This is a genomic window from Streptococcus oralis (genome assembly GCF_001075675.1).
Lineage (GTDB): Bacteria > Bacillota > Bacilli > Lactobacillales > Streptococcaceae > Streptococcus > Streptococcus oralis_V.
Window position 1 is genome coordinate 1 of the sequence record NZ_JUNW01000050.1, and the last position, 19,986, is coordinate 19,986.

Sequence of the window (19,986 nt, forward strand, 5' to 3'; positions counted from 1 at the left end):
CTTTTCAACTCTTTCTATTATACCTACTTTTCAAACTTTGTCAAGGACTTTTTTCAGTGAGTTTAATTTTTTCTTTTCCTCACTAATTTAACCACTGCTTCTGTTCGTGCAGTGTGGGGAAACATATCGACCGACTGGATATACTGGAGGTCATAGACTTTTACTAGTCTAACTAAATCTCGCGCTAAGGTCGAAACATTGCAGGATACATAGACCATTTTTTCTGGAACATAGGTCAGAATGATATCCAGTAGCTTATCATCTAAGCCTGTACGAGGAGGATCGACTATCAAGGCATCTGCTCGGTAGCCATCACATTAGAACATAAAAAGAGAGGTTGAACCTCTCTAAATTTATTTTTCTTCACTCATTTTTGATTTTACTTCATCATAAGATAGTGCATGGGATTCCTCTTCTACGGTCTCAGGCATTTTACCTGTTTCGTAAAGAGATTTAATCTGTGTACTATCTAATGTTTCGTATTTCAACAATGCTTCTGCAATCAGTTTGTGGGTTTCACGATTTGATTGGATAATTTCAGCTGCTTTGTTTCGTGCCTCATTTAATAATGAACGAACTTCCTCATCAATCTCATAGGCTGTTTGTTCTGAAATTGATTTTTGAGGACTTTGTGCACCAAACATAGCATGATTACCTTCGTATTGAACTGGGCCAAGTTTTTCACTCATACCGTATTCAGTGACCATTGCACGCGCCATCTGTGTGGCTTGTTCAAAGTCATTTGAAGCTCCTGTCGTTTGGACATTAAAGATAATCTCTTCAGCTACACGACCACCCATCAAACCTGCCAATTGCTCTTTCATGTCTTCTTTAGATAGAAGCATTTGATCCTCTTTCGGAAGTGCAATCATGTAACCACCTGCACGTCCACGTGGTACAATGGTAACTTTATGAACAACACGGGCATTTGACAAGACTAAACCAACAATGGTATGTCCAGCCTCATGATAAGCAACCAATTCACGTTCTCTTTGTGATACTGTTTTATCTTTCTTAGATGGTCCAGCAATCACTCTGTCCTCTGCCTCATCAATATCTGAAGCGTCAATGATTGATTTATTGCGACGAGCAGCAACTAAGGCCGCTTCATTTAGAACATTTTCTAAGTCAGCTCCCACAAATCCTGGGGTTTGTTGGGCAACTAGTTTCAAATCAACATCGTCTGCCAGAGGTTTATTTTTAGCATGAACTTTCAAGATTGCTTCACGACCTTTAACATCAGGGCGACCAACTAAGACTTTTCTATCAAAACGTCCTGGACGGAGAAGAGCTGGATCTAGAACATCTGAACGGTTCGTCGCAGCGATAACGATGATTCCTTCATTTCCCTCAAAACCATCCATCTCAATCAAGAGTTGGTTCAAGGTTTGTTCACGTTCATCATTTCCTCCACCAAGGCCTACACCACGTTGGCGACCAACAGCATCTATTTCATCGATAAAGATGATGGCTGGAGCTGCTTTTTTTGCATCCTCAAAAAGAGAACGAACACGGCTTGCACCAACTCCGACAAACATTTCTACAAAGTCAGAACCTGAAATACTAAAGAATGGAACTCCTGCTTCTCCAGCAACTGCCTTAGCAAGTAAGGTCTTACCTGTTCCCGGAGGTCCCTCCAAAAGAACACCTGCAGGAATACGCGCACCAAGTTTTGTAAATCGTTTTGGATCTTTTAGGAATTCAACAACTTCTACTAATTCTTGTTTCTCTTCCTCAGCACCTGCAACATCTGAGAATCGTACCTTGATATCTTCTTTGTTTGCAGCTTTGGCCTTACTACGTCCAAAACTCATTGGATTTCGACCACTATTTCCTCCCATATTTCCCATCATAGAGAATAGGAAGAAGAAAAGAATAGCAAATGGCACAACAGAGACAAGGATATTGATCCACATACCGCTTGAACTCTCATGTTTGACTGTTACTTCTGCCTGATGTTCAGAAGCAAGTTTTTGCAATTCTGAAACTGTTGAATCAGACGGAAGAATAGTACTTGAGAATCTTTCTACTGTTGTAGCTGTAGGAGTGAAAAATTGAATTCCTGTTTCTTCTTTACTAGTCTTAGGATTTTTATAAACACCAGACACTTCAATGATGCTACCATTTGGCTGATAGGTTAATTCTTTTACATTGTCTGCTGTAATTTCTTTTACCAATTCTGTATAGTTAATTTTTTCGCTTCGCCCAGCAGTATTTCCAGAGTAAAAATACTGGAATCCTGTCACTAGGAAGAAGATAATTAACAAGTATAGAAATGGATTTCTAACTAAACCATTATTTTGTTTTTTCATTAAAGATAAATCTTTCTAATTTGAATAAACTTCTTCTTTCAATATTCCGACATAAGGAAGGTTACGATAATTTTCTTTATAGTCCAAACCATAACCTACTACAAACTCATTTGGAATAGTAAAGCAAGTGTGATCCGCTTCAATTTCAACAACGCGTCCCTCTGGTTTGTCTAACAAAGTCGCGATTTTAACAGAAGCTGCTTCTCTTGCAATAAACATATCTCTCAAACTCTTCAATGTTTGACCCGTATCAATGATATCCTCTACAAATAAAACATGTCTTCCTTTGATATCTTGAGTCACGTCTTGCTTGATATTGATGACACCACTACTTGCTGTTCCACCATGGTAACTAGATACCATCATGAAGTCCATCTCGATATGCGTATCAATATGTTTGACCAATTCAGCCATAAAAGGAATCGATCCTTTCAGAATTCCAATAAGAATTGGATTTTTCCCCTCATATTCTTTTGTTAGTTGCGCACCTAGCTTTTTAGCTGCTTCTGTAATTTCATCATGTGAAACGAGGATTTTTTTAATATCGTGTTCTAACATCTTTTTACCTATCTATTTTTTCTATATAAATTACAGTGTTCATTATATCATTTTTCGTGTTTTTACTCAAATCACTGGTCGCAATTCCTGAAATTGAGACAATTTCTCCAAATTGCTCAATAATAGGGGTTGTTTTTCGTTTTTCAATAGGGATTTTCAAATCTATAAATAAGCGTCTCAGTTTCTTTCGATGACCATTTAGGATAATAACATCGCCAGGTTTTCGACATCTAATATGTACAGATGTTTCCCGTGAAACCGTTACTTTTTGAACAATATGCCCTTCAATAGGGATGCCAAAGGAAAATAAATAGCCCTTATATCGAACTTGATTTTGATAGTGTAACACAAGTTCATCTTCCTTTTCATCGGCCTGAGGACTGATTTTACAAACTCGAAAATTCTGATACTCTTTTATCAATTCATAGCCATTTTTAAGAGAATGACGATATTGGCTTTTCGTTGTTAAAATCTGTCGAACTTCAGCAAACTGAGCCTTTGTCAGATTTAAGTCTGGAAATTGATTAAGATAGTTCTGGAGCAAGATTCCTTGAGTTTGTTGAGAGTATGAAAATAGCTCATTCAAATCTTCTACATCAATCTGTTCAGAAAGCTCCGTTATGGCTGCTTGGTAATCTGAAATCTCACTTCCTAGATTTAAAAGAGCATATCTAAGGCGGGGATTTTCTTTTTCAAGTTCTGGTAAATACTTATTTCGAATACGATTGCGAAAATAGCTGTTCTCATGATTTGTTTGATCTTCGAAATGAAAAATTGGTGGGAAGTCTGTTTTATGAAAATGCAACAAGGGACGGATGATTTCAATATCATCAACTACTTGACTTTCTTTTATTCCTGTTAAATGGCGTAACCGACTTCCTCGAATCAAGCGCATCAAAATCGTTTCAACTTGATCATCTGCATGGTGGGCAGTAACCAAGGCAGTCGCTCCAACCTCTTTCATGATTTTCCTAAAAAAATCATAACGAAACTCTCGAGCACGCGCTTCTGAAAAGTCTCCTGAAAAGCTTGTGATATAAATAGGAAGTTCAGCTGCATCAGCTAACTTCCTTAGTTCATTTTCCTCCCAGTCAGACTCACTTCTCTGCTTGTGATTGACATGTGCTACAATCAACTCAATTCCCAACTCATTTTGATAAGTAGACAATAGATGGTATAAAAACATCGAATCCAGTCCACCAGACAGAGCTAATAAGACTTTCGAATGTTTTTTGAAATACTCTTTTCGGAGAAAATGATTTAAAAAATCCTGGTCCCTCATTTTAGAACCTCATAGACATCCTTAGCTATCTTAGCAATAGTATCATAATCAGAATTTTTGGTGAAAATGGAAAGAACAAAAGGAGAATCCGTATAAACAATGGCAGTATCATGTTTAAACTCATCGGCATCTCCAATTTTATGAGCTACCTTAACCGAAACACCTTTTGCGATTCGTTGGTTGTCAAAATCAGTCTTACCTAGAGACTCTAAGACAAAACCATTCTGATTATAAATAGCTTCCATGACTTTTCCAGCCATTTTTGAAGAAGTTAGTTTATCATTCACATCCCAATCTTCGCCCATAATGGTGGACATTTTTTCTTTGAAAGCCCCGTCAGATTGATTGGTCACGTAATAACCTAAAATATTATGAGCAACATTATCAGACTCTTTTGTTACCTTGGTAATTAACTGTTGAAGACTGTATTCTTTGTTATCTTCTTTTTTAGGTAAGCTACCACTACCTTCTGGTTTATAGGACCCAGGGAAACTATTTACTTCTGAGATATACTTGAAGCTACTGTCTAGCGTATATTTCCCTTGATTTATCTTATCTTGAGCGTAATAAAGGTAGGCTAGTTTCAAGATGCTAGCTGCATAGAGTTTGCTGTCTTCATTCACCCCAGCCTCTTTACCTGTACTCAATTGTTTAACATAAATAGAATAATTTTCATTCTGATAGTTGTTTGATAAGATTTCTTGAACCTTTTGGATGCGATTGTCTTCTTCCGAGACGAACTCTTTTGATACCCACCCAACTTGATCAATATGAAGAAATTCTTGTCCCTCAGCAAAGAGAGTTCTATCCACTGTTACGCGTTGATAGGGAGAGAAAGAGGAAGAAATTTCTTTCGCATCATAGGGGCTGTTATAGATAACAAACCCCGGCTCCAACCATACTTGTCTATTTTGAGTTTGAACTTGACTTTGATCATAGACCAAACGCTTATCTGCAAGGATAAACTGGTGATTATCTAATTTAAAAACAGGAACACCTTGTCTATTCAAACGCCATTCTACTATTTTAAAGGTGGTTCCAGGAGTCAATTTACCAGACTCCTTGACAAGATCCTCATTAGCATAGACAGCTGTTTCTCCATATACCATTGGGGATTCCAGAGTTTCTTTATAGTAGAATCCATAATCAGACTCAGTTAGATAATAAATTTCTTGCGAAGAGTAAGGAAGCTGTTTTTCTGTGCTAACTACTCTTGAGGTTATGATAAAAGCAGGTAGCAATAAAACTACTAAGAACTTACGCATTCTTCTCTTCCCTTTCTTCTTGTAATCGTAATAAATGGTTTTTAGTTGCCAATTCCTCTAATTTTTCATCTGATAAACTTAGAAATTGCTCAACAACTTCCAATAAATTTTCCATGACATTACCTCGGAAGCAAATCAGGAATTGTGTAAATTGCTTCTCGTTTCTTTGAGTAATAGTACTTGGCGCGTGCATACTTTGCTACATAGTCTTCATCTTTCAACTTTGCAGCAAAGGCGGATTCCTTATCCTTTTCATCACTAAGAGTTTGGTACTGCTCTTTCAACTCTGTTAATTGCTGACGTCGTTGCAGTAACTGATCATAGCTTTGGGCCAAGTTATAAGTTGGTAAAATAAACAACAAGATCATCAAAATAAGGACCCAACCCATAAAACGATTTCGTTTTTGTCTCTCCTTCATCAGGTAACGACGACGTTGATGTTCATTTTGAATAAAAGAATTATTCATCTGTACAATATTTTTAGACATTTTCTTCTACCCGTGTTTCACTGAGAATTTCATACATGCCTGCTGCATCTTCTTTTTTTGTACTATCTTTCATCTCTAGTACTTTAACAAGCAACAACTTATTTCCAAAGCGAATTTCAACTTGGTCATCAACTTTCAAATCCGTTGAACTTTTGGCCAAGATTCCATTCACCTTGATTCTACCTTTATCTGCTACTTCTTTTGCGACTGTGCGGCGCTTAATAATTCGTGATACTTTTAAATACTTGTCTAATCTCATTTTTATTACCTCAAATTATTATTGTACCATTTTTATCCTTTTTATAGAAGAAAAATGTTAAATGGGATTTGCTTCCTTTGATTCTTTTATCTCTAATAAGCTTTCTCCAAAAATCAGCAAACCTTCTAAAATTTCATAATCCTTCTTGTTTCGGACATCAAATACAACTTCCATTAATCCCTTATTCTCAGCTATGGCTGCTTTTAAGTTCGTTGCGGATAAGGCTTTAAAATAATCTTGAGCCAAGAATAGTCGTTGAGTGACTTTTTCAAATTGAACTGTAATCTTGTTATCTTTTCTTTCCACACGTTCTACAAAGACCTTGTCCAAATATGACTTAACCAAACCAATCTCTAAAAGATATGCTACTACATCTGGGTATTCTCCAAAGCGATCCATCAACTCTTCTTGTAGTTCTTCATAGTTGACACGATTGTCAATTTGACGAATTTTTTTGTAAATTTCAATCTTATGTCGTTGATCAGAAATATATGTGTCAGGAAGATAAGCATCAATTTGTAAAATCAACTCAGCATTTCCTTTGATTCTTTTATTCCCATTACCGTTCCGTTTAGCAATAGCTTCCTCTAATAACTGTGAATACAATTCAAAACCAACAGAATCAATGAAACCAGACTGCGATTTTCCTAGGAGATTTCCTGCTCCACGAATCGAAAGATCTCGCATCGCAATCTTAAATCCTGAGCCTAATTCTGTAAATCCCTTAATAGCTTCTAATCTCTTCTCAGAAACTTCACTGATTGATTTTTCTGGACGATACATGAGATAGGCATAAGCGATGCGATTGCTACGACCAACTCTTCCTCTTAATTGATACAAGGTTGACAAGCCCATATGGTCTGCATTTTCAATAAATAAGGTATTGGCATTTGGAATATCTACCCCTGTCTCAATAATAGTAGTCGTCACCAAAATATCATACTGACCTTCAATGAAATCAAGTAGAGTATTTTCCAACTGAATTTCACTCATTTGTCCATGAACATACCCAATCGAAGACTCTGGAATCAACTCCTGTAATTCTGAAACCTTCTGGTCAATCGTGTCAACTTTATTGTAAAGATAGTAAATTTGACCTCCACGCTCCATTTCACGCAAGACAGCATCACGAATCACACTATCATTCTTTTCCAAAACATAGGTTTGCACTGGATAACGATTGGTCGGAGGTGTTTCAATAACAGACAAATCTCTGATTCCCAACATAGACATATGAAGAGTACGTGGTATTGGAGTAGCTGTCAATGTTAAGACATCCACTTGTTTCTTCAGTTCTTTCAATGTTTCCTTATGCTTAACACCGAATCGTTGTTCTTCATCAATAATCATCAATCCCAAATCTGAAAACACAACATCTTTTGACAAAACACGATGCGTTCCAATCAAAATATCGACTTGACCATTCTTTAATTTTTCAAGTGTCTCTGCCTGCTCTTTTTTACTTCTAAAGCGACTCAACACATCAATATTAACAGCAAAATTTTGAAATCTTTCCTTAAAATTCGTATAGTGTTGTTGTGCTAACACCGTCGTCGGAACTAAAACAACAACCTGTTTGTGATCATTGACAGCCTTAAATGCTGCACGCATTGCAACCTCAGTTTTCCCAAAACCAACATCCCCAACCAGAAGTCGATCCATGGGATGAGAATCCTGCATATCCCTCTTAATTTCCTCAATACTACGAAGTTGATCATCCGTTTCAACATAAGGGAAGGCATCATCAAAAGTATGTTGATCTTCATCATCAGCTGAGAACGCAAAACCCTTCAACTGACTACGCTCAGAATACAGTTTGATTAAATCGTCAGCTATATCCTCTACCTGGTTCTTAACTTTTTGCTTAGCCTTTTTGAAATGACCATCATTTAATTTATTAAGTTTTGGCGCTTTACCATCACTTGAAACATATTTTGACAGTAATTGAATCTGCTCTACTGGTATGGAGATTTGATCCCCATTTTGATATTGAACACTGACATAATCACGGTGAATCCCTTTGATTTCAATTGTTTCAATGCCTAGATATTGACCAATTCCATGAATATGGTGAACAACGTAGTCCCCTTTTTCAAGTTCATTATAATCTTTTAATCGCTCTGCATTTGACGCATGTTGTCTTCTAAAACGACGTTTTAATTTCTTTTGAAAAATCTCATGTTCAGTAATCAAGAGAATTTTTTCATCTACAAAGTGAAAACCATGTCTTAGATTACCCTCAATCAAGTTTACAGATTTTTTACAGATACTTGACTTATCTCTGGAATCCAATTTGATCTGATATTCCTCTAAAACATCCTCCAACGTCTTACTTCCCATTGAATTGCTAGACTGCAAAATAATAGTGTAATCCATTTTTTTGTATCGCTCAATTTCTTCTTTTAAAAATAAAAATTGATTGAAAAACTCTTGCATGGGGTATTGATTAAATTGATAAATGTGATCAAACTTAAGATTTCCTAAGCCCTTTTGCAAATTGGAGAAAAAGGTAACTGGACTTTGTTTTTTATAGATTTGCTCTGTATCTGCAAAATACTGCATCCCAGAAAATGATTTACCATTCTGTAAATCTTCTGTAAAGTATTGTGCTAATTCTCTTTCAAAGGATTCATACTGATTCATCAATTTTTGATAGTCATCAAAGAATACTGGTGTATCTTTTTCAATATAATCAAATACAGTCCATGTTTTATCGTAACATAAGGACAAAAACTTTCGACTATCTGAATGTACTTGTTTTTGATGAAAACTTGACAAAATTTCTTCTAGATAGGATTTCAAAATTGGTGATAGAGTCTTTGAAATTTGCTTTTCTAAAGCTGACTGTCCTCGTTGATAATCTTTTTCTCTCAAAAGTATGTCGCTAGCTGGAAAGATAGTGAGGTTTGTCTGATTTTCTTTCGATAATTGTGTTTCGACTTCAAAAGTACGAATACCATCTACCTCATCGCCAAAAAACTCGATTCGGAAAGGTTCTAACTGAGACATCTCAAAAATATCTAAAATGTCTCCTCGAATACTAAACTCACCTTGTGTCTGTACTTGAGTAACTTTTCGATATCCAATTTCCTTTAATCGGTGAAGTAGCTCGTGTTGGTCATATTCTTCACCAACTGCAATTTTTATAGTACTTTCTTTAAATCTAGTCGGAGAGGGTAGAATCAATCGACTCGCTGCAATATTACAAACTAAAATCCCTTTCTTAGACGGATTACTCAAAAAACGCAAGGCCTCAACCCGCGAAATGATTTTTTCTTGCGAAGACATCAAAAACTCTACCATAGGAGAGTCATCTACTAAAAATGGATAGACAAATTCCTCTCCTAAGAGAGAAAGAAGGTCACTGATAATTCGTTCTGCTTCACCATAAGTCGAGGTCAGTAACACAACCTTATTTTCTTTTTCTAGACTGCTTGCAATTGCAAGAGCCTTGGTAGACGTTGATAAACCAAGTATTAGTTGTCTTTTCTTATCTATCAGATTTTGATGCCATTTTTTTATCTGATCATTTTCTGAGAATAAATCTAATAAAGTCACCATTTAACCGTTATACCTCTGCATTGTTTTCTCAAAGTTTTTCTCTTGTAAATAGTAGTTTACAGCATCGTCAACCTTGTCAATAGACTGTAAAATACCCACATAGTCATCCTGTTCAAACTTACTTAAAACATGATGAACAACCGACATGCCTTTTTTAGGTCTTCCAATACCTATTTTAATACGGTTAAATACCTGAGTCCCTATATGTTGAATAATAGACTTGATACCATTATGCCCACCTGCTGAGCCCTTTGCTCTTAAACGAATTTTCCCGACTTCCATGTCAAGGTCGTCGTAAATAACGAGTAAATCTTCAATATCCAAACCATAGTAAGTCAATAAAGCATGAACCGCTTTTCCACTTTCATTCATAAATGTTGTTGGTTTGACGAGATAAATTTTTTCTCCATTGATGAAAAAAGATGCTAGGTCAGCTTGAAATATCTTGTCATGTGTAAAGGTGACATTTTGTTTTTTAGCTAGTTGGTCAATCAACATAAATCCAACGTTGTGCTTGGTTTCAAAATATTTATCCCCTGGATTTCCCAATCCTACAAGTAATTTGGTCATTTATTTTTCCTTTCAAAAGCCAAAAGGGTTGGAATTTTTTTCCAACCTAATTGACACTATTTATTAAATATTATTAAACGTTAAAGCGGAATTCCATGATATCGCCATCTTGAACGATATATTCTTTTCCTTCTTCACGCAAGCGCCCAGCTTCTTTTACAGCCTTTTCAGATCCGTATTTCACTAGATCCTCATATGACATGGTTACTGCACGAATAAAACCTTTTTCAAAGTCTGAGTGGATGATACCAGCTGCTTGAGGAGCTTTCATCCCTCGCTTAAAGGTCCAAGCACGGACTTCTTTTTCACCAGCTGTGAAGTAAGTTCCGAGTCCAAGCAAGTGGTAAGCTGCACGAGTCAACTTATCAACACCTGATTCTGTCAAGCCAAGTGCTTCAAGAAACTCTTGCTTATCTTCATCATCTAACTCAGAAATTTCTTCCTCAGCACGCGCAGAAATAACTACTACCTCTGCATTTTCTGTCGCTGCAAATTCTCGAATTTGCTTCACATATTCGATAGAATCTGGATTTGAAACTACATCCTCATCCACATTAGCAACATAAAGAACTGGTTTAGTGGTCAAAAGGAAGAGACCTTTGACAACCTTTTGTTCTTCATCTGTAAATTCAATAGTACGTGCTGATTTTCCATCTTCAAGGACTGGTTTAATCTTTTGAAGAACATTAAATTCTGCTACTGATTCTTTATCTTTTTGCGTACGTGCCATCTTTTCTACACGCGCATAGCGTTTATTAACTGATTCTAAGTCAGCAAGAATCAACTCTAGGTTAATGGTATCAATATCTGCAAGTGGATCCACAAAGGCGTCTTCACGTCCTTGCTCGCGCATCACATTTTCATCATCAAAAGCACGAACTACGTGAACAATCGCGTCTACTTCACGGATATTGGCTAAGAATTTATTACCTAGACCTTCTCCTTTTGATGCTCCTTTTACAATCCCTGCAATATCTGTAAATTCAAAGGTTGTTGGGACTGTCTTTTTAGGTGTAATCATTTCCGTTAGTTTTTGTAGGCGTTCATCTGGAACTTCTACCATCCCAACATTTGGATCAATAGTCGCAAATGGGTAGTTTGCCGCCTCTGCTCCTGCTTTTGTAATTGCATTAAAAAGGGTTGATTTACCAACGTTTGGCAAACCAACGATACCTGCTGTTAAAGCCATAGTTTCTCATTCTCCGTTCTCATTTCAATCCCTAACATTATAACACAAAAAGGAAAAACTTGCTAACCCTCTAACTAAGAGTTCTTAGTCAATAATTTTATTCATTTTTCGTTCAAAATCATAGCGACTCATCATAACAACGTGATCACAATTGCTACATTTGATTTTGATATCTGCCCCTACGCGTGTAATTTCCCAACGATTAGCTTTTTTACCTGTTGATTTAATTGTGCAAGCATGAGGTTTTTTCATCTCAACAAAATTTCCAACTTGATACATACTACTCTCCTTTTCTTTTTTTGATTATATCATAAAAGAGGCGAGCCAGGCTCAACCTCTTTCTCTTAGTTTGTACGAACTGGTGTGATAAGCTGCATGAAATCTTCGTCAGTATCTGCTGGCACAAGAGTAAATGGACGAACTGCTGAGATAAAGCTAATAGTGACTTTTTCACTATTTAAAGCCTTGAGGGAATCAATCAAGTAAGTTGGGTTGAAACTAATAGTCAAATCATCCCCAGTCACCTGCTCCGTATCGATTTCTTCGTTTACTTTACCAACTTCTGGAGAGTGAACATGGGCGCTAACAACTCCACCTTTAATTTCAAGCTTCACAGTACCATTTTGAGTCGCACTTGATAAGAGACGTGCACGCTCCATAGATTGACGCAAATTAACCACATCAAAAGTAATTGTAGTGTTAAAGTCTGTTGGAATCAAACGATCTGTATCAGGATAGTTTCCTTCTAGGAGACGAGTGTAGAAGCTAATATTTTCGCTTCTAAAGAGGATTTGATTATTTGCAAAGAAAATCTCCACAGTTTCAATATCATCCGTAAATACAGCTGAAAATTCTCGTAGAGAACGACTAGGAATCACCACATCAAAATCATCACCATTTTTTTCAAGAGTCAATTTCTTCTGGCTAAGGCGGTGTGAGTCTGTCGCAACTGTTTTTAGTTCCTTGTGTTGGCTCAATACGAAGTGGACACCTGTTAAGATTGGACGACTTTCTTGCGTACTTGCAGCAAAGGCTGTTTCGTTGATAATTTTCTTGAGCAGTTTTGTTTCAAGAACCAAAGGAGTACTTGCTGAAATTTCTTGGATTCGTGGATACTGTTCGCTATCTTTTCCTTTTAGAGTAATTTCTGATTTGCCACTGGTTAAGACAATTTGTTTTTGTTCAATCTCTTTGAAATCTAGCGTTACATCTGGAAGACTGGATACCACATTGATAAAGAAAGAAGCTTCAAGAAGAATCGAACCCAAAGAAGTGATCAAGAGACCAGCATCTTCATTCTTTTGAGAAATGAAATTTTCAATAGAAATTTGACCGTTTGATCCAATTAAAGTAATTCCTTCATTGGTAACGTCAATTTTGATTGTTGATAAAATTGGAATAGCATTTTTAGAGCTTATTGCTCGTTTTGTGGTATTTAAGGCTTGTAGAAATAAATTTTTATTAATTGAAAAATGAATCATGGATTCTCCTTTATTTATTTTTAGTATTAGAAAGTTAATAGTAATAATAGAGTGTGTGAATTCTGTGGAAAACTGAGTGCTATTTAGTAAACTTAAGCTTCTAAGCTTGTTTAAAAAATGTGGATAAAAAAGATAAGAAAGGAAAACTTATCCACAAGCTACTTAATTTTCTTTTTGATTGCTTCTATTTCTAAACGTAAATTATCGTCTTCGTCAATCAATGATTTGATTTTAGCATGGGCATGAATAACGGTGGTGTGATCCTTTCCGCCAAATTCTTTTCCGATTTTTGGAAGACTGTTATCTGTCAGTTCTCTAGCTAGATACATAGCAACCTGACGTGCCAAAACGATGTTCTGAACTCGTCTCGTACCTTTCATTTCTTTAACACTCACTCCATAAAAATTACCAACTTCAGTTTGGATTTTCTCAATTGGAATAACAAGTATCTGGCGGGCGTCTTGCTTACGTGCTCTAATAGCTTCCGCAGCAATATCAATAGTAATATCCTTAATCTTCTTCACTCTGGCAATTAAAGTGATATCGTTGATTGCTCCTTCTAATTCTCGAACATTTGAATCAAATTGGCCAGCCAAGTATTCTAGAGTATCATTTTGGAAATGGTAATCCAAGTGCTCTGTTTTACTTTGAAGAATGGCGATACGTGTCTCAAAGTCAGGAGGGGTGATATTTTGCGTCAATCCCCAGCTAAAGCGTGTAACAAGTCTTTCCTCAAGGCCTTCTAGGTGTTTAGGACTTCGATCACTGGTTAGGACAATCTGTTTCTGCTTATCATGAAGAGCATTGAAGGTATTGAAAAATTCTTCCTGGGTCGCGACTTTTTTGCCACTGAGAGATTGGATATCATCGATCAACAAGAGATCAAGACTACGGTAAGTCTTTTTGAACTTTTCCATTTCCCCAAGTCGCAAGTGTTCAAGAAAGTCATTGATAAAGCTTTCAGCAGGAATGTACTTGACACGCGCATCAGGAATATTTTTCAAAATCTCATTTCCAATCGCATTGAGTAAGTGAGTCTTTCCAAGACCAGGTCCTCCATAGATGAAAAGAGGATTATAGGTCAGAGCTAAATCTTCAGATACAGCTAGTGCAGCAGACACCGCCCAAACATTCCCATCACCTTGAATAAAGTTATCAAAGGTATATTTTTCTTTTAACCCTGTTTCGGAATAGGGAATCGTTGGTAGTGCAGGTGTGTAATCGTAAGTAGAGACACTATTCGTATCATTTACTTGAGGAGATTCTGTACTCTGAGGTTTAGTGAAAATATAGTGAGGTTTGATTTCAGAATCATAAATTTCAAAACCAGCAGCAATGATAATATCTTTTAATTGCTTTTCCCACACCATTTCCATCTCTGATCTCGGTAGAAATATAGTAGCTGTATTTTCTTCTACTTTGATGAGTTCAGCAGGTGTAGCATAGAAATCATACATAGATCGAGTCAATCTTTCTTGAGCAAATTCTAAAATACGATTCCAAAATTGCTTTTCTTTCAACTAATTTTCCTCCTTTACTATGATTTTAGTAGTTTAGTGCTAGACTTATTTTACCATAGATAGTAGGATTTTTCCACAGATTGGGGAAAAGAATCCACAATGTTAGCAGTATTTATCCACAGGTTGGGGATAAATAAGAAAATCCTTGATTTAGTAGGCTTTTTGATAAAAAAATTGGTGGATAAATTTGTGTGTTGAGAAAATAAAAGAACAGCCTTATTTCAGGCTGTTAATAATTCTATCGTATTCTTCTTGACTTGAAAAGGAGATAATAATCTTTCCAGTATCTTTTTTTGAAAGTTTAATTTCTACACTTAAACCGAGTAGTTTTTTTAATTGATCTTCTTCGTCTTTGATGAAAGAATCACTTTTTTTTTGCTTCTTGTGTTTTTTATCTGTAAGAAGTGCTTCTAACTTTCTCACAGAAATATCTTCATTTTTGATTAGTTGAAAGAAATAGTCTTGCTGCTTCTTATCCAAACCAACTAGTGAACGTGCATGCGCTTGAGAGATTATTCCATTTTCTACTTCAGTTAAGATATATTCTGGTAGGGAAAGCAAACGAATAAAATTAGTGATATAAGGACGAGATTTCCCCATTTTATCTGCTATCTCAGTGTGAGTAAATCCTTTTTCTACTAAAGATTCGTAGGCGCGTGCTTCTTCAACAGGATTTAAATTTTCTCTCTGCAAATTCTCAATGATAGACTGAATCATCATTTCCTGATCTGAGAGGTGCTTTACAACGGCTGGAATAGAAGTAAGACCAGCTAAGAGAGAAGCCCGATATCGTCTCTCTCCTGCAAGGATTTCATAACCAATTACAGGAGATTGACGAACGATGATTGGTTGGATGAGCCCATTTTCTTTGATTGACTGAGCTAATTCCTTTAATTTTTCTACATCAAATTCTTTTCGAGGTTGGTAAGGATTCTTTTGTATTTCAGAGATAGAAATCATTTCAAATTTTTCCATGATTCTACACTAACATATCTTTTACTTTCTGTAAAGTTTTCTTTACACTGATGTCAATTAAGACTCTAAATCACTAGAATTCTTATCTAGTTTAATTGAAGTTGTTTCCTCCTTACCGTTACGGTAGTAGGTTACTTTGATCGTATCTCCAATAGCATGATTGTAAAGAGCATGTTGTAGGTCTGTTGATGAGGCAATCTCTTTGTCGTCAACTTTGGTAATGACATCGTATTTTTGAAGATGTCCATTTGCTGGCATATTGTTTTGAACAGATCGAACAACTACACCTGAAGTGAGGCCACTTGGAATGTTAAGTTTTCTAAGATCACTAGCTCCAACATTTGACAGATTGACCATTTGAATTCCAAGAGCAGGACGAGTCACTTTACCATCACTTTCAAGCTGTTTAATGATATTTTGTGCATCGTTTGAAGGAATTGCAAAACCAAGACCTTCTACAGATGTTCCACCATTACTTGCAATTTTACTTGATGTAATACCAATTACTTGTCCTTGAATATTTACAAGTGGACCACCAGAGTTACCAGGGTTAATGGCCGTATCTGTTTGAATGGCTTTTGTTGAAATAGCTTGACCATCTTCAGATTTTAGAGAAACATTTCGATTAAGACTTGAAACAATCCCCTGTGTAACTGTATTAGCATATTCTGAACCTAGAGGACTACCGATAGCAATCGCTGTTTCTCCAACACTAAGTTGACTTGAATCCCCAAATTCTGCCACTGTTGTAACTTTTTCTGAAGAAATTTTAACGACAGCAATATCAGAGAAGGTATCAGATCCGACAATTTCACCAGGAACCTTGGTACCATCTGCTAAGCGGATATCAACTTTTGAAGCTCCATTGATAACGTGAGTATTGGTTACAAGATAGGCATCTTTATCATCCTTTTTATAGATAACACCTGATCCCTCACTTGCGATTTGTTGATTGTCTGAATCAGAATTAGTTTCATCAGCATTAAATACACTACTTTGTCTACTGCTAGAAGAAGAATAAGTAATGATTGAGACAACAGCATCCTTAACTTTATTTACTGCTTGAGTGGTTGAATTTTCATTCTTATAGGATGTTTGAGTGACAGTGCCAGAATTATTATTCGTAGCTTGATTTCCTTGTTTTTGATAAAGTTGTAATGTTACGAAACTTCCTAAGGCACCACTTAAAAATCCGATTAGAATGATTACAAGAACTTTAACTCCCTTTTTGTAAAATTTTTGTAAGTGTTTCATAAACGCCTCCGTTTGTTATTTATTTACTCAGATTATAAACCTATTAACTTAATCCAAACTTAAAAGCTTAAAGTTTTACACAAGTTGTGGATAACTCGCTTTATTCTGTGAATTCACTAGTAATTTTGAATGATTTTTTTGTGTATAAGATGTGAAATAAAGTGTGGATATGATAAAATAGAAGAATGAAAATAAAAATTGTAACAGTAGGAAAATTAAAAGAAAAATATCTTAAAGATGGTATTGCTGAATATAGCAAACGAATTTCACGTTTCGCCAAATTAGAGATGATTGAGCTCACTGATGAGAAAACACCTGATAAAGCTAGTGAAATAGAAAATCAAAAAATCTTAGAAACAGAAGGTGCTAGAATTCTTTCTAAAATTGGAGAAAGGGATTTTGTCCTTGTCTTGGCTATAGAAGGAAAAACATTCTCCTCAGAGGAATTTAGTAAGCAATTAGAAGAGGCTTATATAAAAGGCTACTCAACTCTTACTTTTATCATTGGAGGAAGTTTAGGTCTGGCACCTAGTGTAAAAAATAGGGCTAATCTTTCTGTCAGTTTCGGACGTCTAACCTTACCACATCAGTTAATGAGATTGGTTTTAGTTGAACAAATTTACCGAGCTTTTACAATTCAGCAGGGATCTCCTTATCACAAATAGAAGATTGACTTAACTCTTGTTTTTTGATAGAATGTTCATGTTAGGTCTCATAGCTCAGCTGGATAGAGCATTCGCCTTCTAAGCGAACGGTCGCAGGTTCGAATCCTGCTGGGATCAGTACATTAGAGAAGAAGCTGGGATTACTCCCAGCTTTTTTCTTAAAAAAGTGCGTTTCAGGTGCAAAAATGTACAGTTGGGAAGAATTTTTTCTTACATGGTCTTCATTTTGTATAATAGGTGTGTAAGTTAACTTACAAGAAAAAATAATACAGGAGATTTCATTATGAAAAATACAGTAAAGTTGGAACAATTTAAAGAAGTAACAGAGGCAGAATTGCAGGAGATTCGAGGTGGAGATTGGAGAATTTCAGAAACAATTCGTAATCTTATTTTTCCAAGAAGAAAGTAATGAAATAAAGGTAGAGAGTAATGGATTTATTTGGATTAGGGATAGCTATTTTTTATTTTCTCATCATTAGCAAAAGTTATGAGTGGATTTGTAAAATAAATAGAAAAGAACAAATTGTTTTTTTCTGTTACACATGTATCTCAGTTTTTATACTTGAAGAAATTATTACACTAGTATTTTCTAATAGTTTTGCTTTGTCTAAATTTTTATTTCCTTTGGTTGTGTACCTTTATTTAAGAAAGTTAAAGAAGTCTGAAAAATACAAAGCTATTTTTATCAGTTTACTACTGTCTTTATTATATCACAGTACTCATACTTTTATATCCGTAACCTTATCTTCTATAATAGGAGATGAAGTAGTATTACACTATAAAAGTACATTCCTTTTAGTAGTATTGTTAATGACTTATTTTTCTATTCTAATAATAATTCGTTATTTTCATCTGGATATTAAATATTTTGATAAAGATTATCTGTATCCTTTTTTAAAAAAAGTAATAGTTGCTTTTTTTGGTTTGCATATCTTATTATTTATTTCAGATATAGTAAGTACAACTCATCATTTAAATAGCTTCGGAAGTATTTTATCAACCATTGTTTTTATTTGCTTGTTATTGATTTTCTTTGCAATGAATTCTCACAAGGTTCAAATTGAAAAAGAGATTGCTCTAAAACAAAAGAAATTTGAACAAAAACATTTACAGACTTATACTGATGAAATTGTGGAGTTGTATAATGAAATTCGAGGTTTTCGTCATGACTATGCAGGGATGCTTGTCAGCATGCAAATGGCGATTGACAGTGGAGATTTACAAGAAATTAACAGGATTTACAATGAAGTCTTAGTAAAAGCAAATCAGAAATTGAGGTCAGAAAAATATACTTACTTTGATTTGAACAACATAGAAGATTCTGCTTTACGAAGTTTAATTGCTCAATCGATTGTCTATGCACGAAAAAATGATGTAGAGTTTACATTGGAAGTAAAGGATATCATTACCAGACTGTCAATAGATTTACTTGATCTTGTTCGTATCATGAGCATTTTATTAAACAATGCCGTTGAAGGTGCTGCAGATAGTTACTTGAAACAAATGGAAGTTGCAGTCATTAAAATGGATTTTGAAACAGTTATAGTTATCCAGAATTCATGCAAAATCACTATGACGCCTTCAGAGGATCTATTTGCCTTAGGTTTTTCTACCAAGGGAAGAAATAGAGGTCTAGGGCTTAATAATGTCAAAGAGATCTTAGATAAGTATGACAACATTATCTTAGAAACTGAGATGGAAGACAACACATTTAGACAAATTATTAGATTTAAGAGGGAATTCGAATGAAAGTATTAATTTTAGAAGATGTTATTGAACATCAAGTGAGACTAGAGAGAATATTGAATGAAATCTCTGAGGAATCGAATATTCCTATTTCATATAAGACAACAGGAAAAGTTCGTGAGTTTAAGGAATATATCAAAAATGATGAAGTAAACCAGCTTTATTTCCTAGATATTGATATTCATGGAATCGAGAAAAAAGGCTTTGAAGTGGCTCAGTTTATCCGTCATCACAATCCTTATGCTATTATTGTCTTTATTACCAGTCGATCTGAATTTGCTACCTTAACGTATAAATACCAGGTATCAGCCCTAGATTTTGTTGATAAAGATATCAATGATGAATTGTTCAAAAAACGCATCGAGCAGAGTATTTTTTACACTAAGAGCATGCTGCTTGAAAACGAAGATGTTGTAGACTATTTTGATTACAACTATAAAGGAAATGATTTGAAAATTCCTTACCATGACATTTTGTATATCGAAACCACAGGAGTTTCTCATAAACTTCGGATTATTGGTAAGAATTTTGCTAAAGAATTCTATGGAACTATGACAGATATTCAGGAAAAGGACAAACATACCCAGCGATTTTATTGCTCCCATAAATCTTTCCTTGTCAATGTAGGAAATGTGAGAGAAATTGATCGAAAGAATTTAGAAGTTGTCTTTTATGAAGATCATCGCTGCCCCATCACTCGTTTGAAAATTCGCAAACTAAAAGATATTCTAGAGAAAAAATCTAAAAAGTGATTGACAATTAGTAAGAAATTGATATAATGGTTATATCTGCTACAGATAGATGGTCCGTTGGTCAAGGGGTTAAGACACCGCCTTTTCACGGCGGTAACACGGGTTCGAA

General features: G+C 35.4%; 19 protein-coding genes, 1 tRNA gene and 1 pseudogene. 5 read left to right on the forward strand and 16 right to left on the reverse strand.

What is annotated here, in order from left to right:
- Nucleotides 1-62 precede the first annotated feature (62 nt).
- From ADM50_RS09455 to htrA, 16 genes and pseudogenes are all read right to left on the reverse strand, one after another.
- Nucleotides 63-314 (reverse strand): annotated as a pseudogene (locus tag ADM50_RS09455) (23S rRNA (uracil(1939)-C(5))-methyltransferase RlmD); the annotation flags it as partial.
- A 39-nt stretch (nt 315-353) separates the two neighbouring features.
- Nucleotides 354-2,312 carry an ATP-dependent zinc metalloprotease FtsH gene (ftsH, locus tag ADM50_RS06985; RefSeq protein WP_000744587.1) on the reverse strand — a complete coding sequence of 653 codons (1,959 nt, stop codon included), beginning with the start codon at nt 2,310-2,312 and terminating at the stop codon, nt 354-356.
- A gap of 15 nt (nt 2,313-2,327) precedes the next feature.
- On the reverse strand, nt 2,328-2,870 hold the full coding sequence (gene hpt, locus ADM50_RS06990) for a hypoxanthine phosphoribosyltransferase (RefSeq protein WP_049485040.1): 543 nt from the start codon (nt 2,868-2,870) through the stop codon (nt 2,328-2,330).
- A 4-nt stretch (nt 2,871-2,874) separates the two neighbouring features.
- Nucleotides 2,875-4,152 (reverse strand): tRNA lysidine(34) synthetase TilS, encoded by a 1,278-nt coding sequence (gene tilS / locus ADM50_RS06995; protein ID WP_049485041.1) that lies wholly within the window; start codon nt 4,150-4,152, stop codon nt 2,875-2,877.
- Complete coding sequence (locus tag ADM50_RS07000) at nt 4,149-5,417, reverse strand: serine hydrolase (protein ID WP_049485042.1); 1,269 nt, start codon at nt 5,415-5,417, stop codon at nt 4,149-4,151. Before ADM50_RS07000 ends, tilS begins: the two co-directional genes overlap by 4 nt.
- The gene (locus ADM50_RS09755) at nt 5,410-5,532 is read right to left on the reverse strand and encodes an SP_0009 family protein (protein WP_000429344.1); all 123 of its coding nucleotides are present in this window, start codon (nt 5,530-5,532) and stop codon (nt 5,410-5,412) included. Before ADM50_RS09755 ends, ADM50_RS07000 begins: the two co-directional genes overlap by 8 nt.
- 4 nt (nt 5,533-5,536) lie before the next feature.
- Entirely contained in the window at nt 5,537-5,905 is a 369-nt protein-coding gene (locus ADM50_RS07010) for a septum formation initiator family protein (protein ID WP_000041922.1), read from the reverse strand.
- Nucleotides 5,898-6,164: an RNA-binding S4 domain-containing protein gene (locus ADM50_RS07015; RefSeq protein WP_001234975.1), complete on the reverse strand. Its 267-nt coding sequence runs from the start codon at nt 6,162-6,164 to the stop codon at nt 5,898-5,900. Before ADM50_RS07015 ends, ADM50_RS07010 begins: the two co-directional genes overlap by 8 nt.
- Nucleotides 6,165-6,221: 57 nt before the next feature.
- Complete coding sequence (gene mfd / locus ADM50_RS07020; protein ID WP_049485043.1) at nt 6,222-9,725, reverse strand: transcription-repair coupling factor; 3,504 nt, start codon at nt 9,723-9,725, stop codon at nt 6,222-6,224.
- On the reverse strand, nt 9,726-10,295 hold the full coding sequence (pth, locus tag ADM50_RS07025) for an aminoacyl-tRNA hydrolase (protein WP_049485044.1): 570 nt from the start codon (nt 10,293-10,295) through the stop codon (nt 9,726-9,728).
- 73 nt (nt 10,296-10,368) lie between these two features.
- Entirely contained in the window at nt 10,369-11,484 is a 1,116-nt protein-coding gene (gene ychF / locus ADM50_RS07030; protein ID WP_045592603.1) for a redox-regulated ATPase YchF, read from the reverse strand.
- 84 nt (nt 11,485-11,568) lie between these two features.
- The gene (locus ADM50_RS07035) at nt 11,569-11,763 is read right to left on the reverse strand and encodes a DUF951 domain-containing protein (RefSeq protein WP_000285188.1); all 195 of its coding nucleotides are present in this window, start codon (nt 11,761-11,763) and stop codon (nt 11,569-11,571) included.
- A 65-nt stretch (nt 11,764-11,828) separates the two neighbouring features.
- Nucleotides 11,829-12,965, reverse strand: a complete 1,137-nt coding sequence (dnaN, locus tag ADM50_RS07040) for a DNA polymerase III subunit beta (protein ID WP_000581146.1) — start codon at nt 12,963-12,965, stop codon at nt 11,829-11,831.
- A 158-nt stretch (nt 12,966-13,123) separates the two neighbouring features.
- Nucleotides 13,124-14,485, reverse strand: a complete 1,362-nt coding sequence (gene dnaA / locus ADM50_RS07045; protein ID WP_049485046.1) for a chromosomal replication initiator protein DnaA — start codon at nt 14,483-14,485, stop codon at nt 13,124-13,126.
- A 216-nt stretch (nt 14,486-14,701) separates the two neighbouring features.
- Nucleotides 14,702-15,460, reverse strand: coding sequence for a ParB/RepB/Spo0J family partition protein (locus ADM50_RS07050; RefSeq protein ID WP_049485047.1), 759 nt, complete (start codon nt 15,458-15,460; stop codon nt 14,702-14,704).
- Nucleotides 15,461-15,517: 57 nt separating this feature from the next.
- Nucleotides 15,518-16,714: a serine protease HtrA gene (htrA, locus tag ADM50_RS07055; RefSeq protein ID WP_049485048.1), complete on the reverse strand. Its 1,197-nt coding sequence runs from the start codon at nt 16,712-16,714 to the stop codon at nt 15,518-15,520.
- A gap of 185 nt (nt 16,715-16,899) precedes the next feature.
- Between htrA and rlmH the strand changes: the two genes are divergently transcribed.
- The 5 genes from rlmH to comE all read left to right on the forward strand — a co-directional run bounded on the left by rlmH (nt 16,900) and on the right by comE (nt 19,877).
- Nucleotides 16,900-17,379 carry a 23S rRNA (pseudouridine(1915)-N(3))-methyltransferase RlmH gene (gene rlmH, locus ADM50_RS07060; protein ID WP_049485049.1) on the forward strand — a complete coding sequence of 160 codons (480 nt, stop codon included), beginning with the start codon at nt 16,900-16,902 and terminating at the stop codon, nt 17,377-17,379.
- 43 nt (nt 17,380-17,422) lie between these two features.
- Nucleotides 17,423-17,496 (forward strand) — tRNA-Arg (locus ADM50_RS07065).
- A 166-nt stretch (nt 17,497-17,662) separates the two neighbouring features.
- Nucleotides 17,663-17,788: a competence-stimulating peptide ComC gene (comC, locus tag ADM50_RS07070; RefSeq protein ID WP_000799678.1), complete on the forward strand. Its 126-nt coding sequence runs from the start codon at nt 17,663-17,665 to the stop codon at nt 17,786-17,788.
- A gap of 20 nt (nt 17,789-17,808) precedes the next feature.
- Entirely contained in the window at nt 17,809-19,128 is a 1,320-nt protein-coding gene (gene comD, locus ADM50_RS07075; protein ID WP_049485050.1) for a competence system sensor histidine kinase ComD, read from the forward strand.
- Nucleotides 19,125-19,877: a competence system response regulator transcription factor ComE gene (gene comE / locus ADM50_RS07080; protein WP_049485051.1), complete on the forward strand. Its 753-nt coding sequence runs from the start codon at nt 19,125-19,127 to the stop codon at nt 19,875-19,877. Before comD ends, comE begins: the two co-directional genes overlap by 4 nt.
- Nucleotides 19,878-19,986: the final 109 nt, after the last annotated feature.

Coding starts and splice junctions, on each gene's coding strand:
- ftsH (WP_000744587.1), bottom strand. CDS start 2,312: ATGAAAAAACAAAATAATGGTTTAGTTAGAAATCCATTTCTATACTTG.
- hpt (WP_049485040.1), bottom strand. CDS start 2,870: ATGTTAGAACACGATATTAAAAAAATCCTCGTTTCACATGATGAAATT.
- tilS (WP_049485041.1), bottom strand. CDS start 4,152: ATGAGGGACCAGGATTTTTTAAATCATTTTCTCCGAAAAGAGTATTTC.
- ADM50_RS07000 (WP_049485042.1), bottom strand. CDS start 5,417: ATGCGTAAGTTCTTAGTAGTTTTATTGCTACCTGCTTTTATCATAACC.
- ADM50_RS09755 (WP_000429344.1), bottom strand. CDS start 5,532: ATGGAAAATTTATTGGAAGTTGTTGAGCAATTTCTAAGTTTATCAGAT.
- ADM50_RS07010 (WP_000041922.1), bottom strand. CDS start 5,905: ATGTCTAAAAATATTGTACAGATGAATAATTCTTTTATTCAAAATGAA.
- ADM50_RS07015 (WP_001234975.1), bottom strand. CDS start 6,164: ATGAGATTAGACAAGTATTTAAAAGTATCACGAATTATTAAGCGCCGC.
- mfd (WP_049485043.1), bottom strand. CDS start 9,725: ATGGTGACTTTATTAGATTTATTCTCAGAAAATGATCAGATAAAAAAA.
- pth (WP_049485044.1), bottom strand. CDS start 10,295: ATGACCAAATTACTTGTAGGATTGGGAAATCCAGGGGATAAATATTTT.
- ychF (WP_045592603.1), bottom strand. CDS start 11,484: ATGGCTTTAACAGCAGGTATCGTTGGTTTGCCAAACGTTGGTAAATCA.
- ADM50_RS07035 (WP_000285188.1), bottom strand. CDS start 11,763: ATGTATCAAGTTGGAAATTTTGTTGAGATGAAAAAACCTCATGCTTGC.
- dnaN (WP_000581146.1), bottom strand. CDS start 12,965: ATGATTCATTTTTCAATTAATAAAAATTTATTTCTACAAGCCTTAAAT.
- ADM50_RS07050 (WP_049485047.1), bottom strand. CDS start 15,460: ATGGAAAAATTTGAAATGATTTCTATCTCTGAAATACAAAAGAATCCT.
- htrA (WP_049485048.1), bottom strand. CDS start 16,714: ATGAAACACTTACAAAAATTTTACAAAAAGGGAGTTAAAGTTCTTGTA.
- rlmH (WP_049485049.1), top strand. CDS start 16,900: ATGAAAATAAAAATTGTAACAGTAGGAAAATTAAAAGAAAAATATCTT.
- comC (WP_000799678.1), top strand. CDS start 17,663: ATGAAAAATACAGTAAAGTTGGAACAATTTAAAGAAGTAACAGAGGCA.
- comD (WP_049485050.1), top strand. CDS start 17,809: ATGGATTTATTTGGATTAGGGATAGCTATTTTTTATTTTCTCATCATT.
- comE (WP_049485051.1), top strand. CDS start 19,125: ATGAAAGTATTAATTTTAGAAGATGTTATTGAACATCAAGTGAGACTA.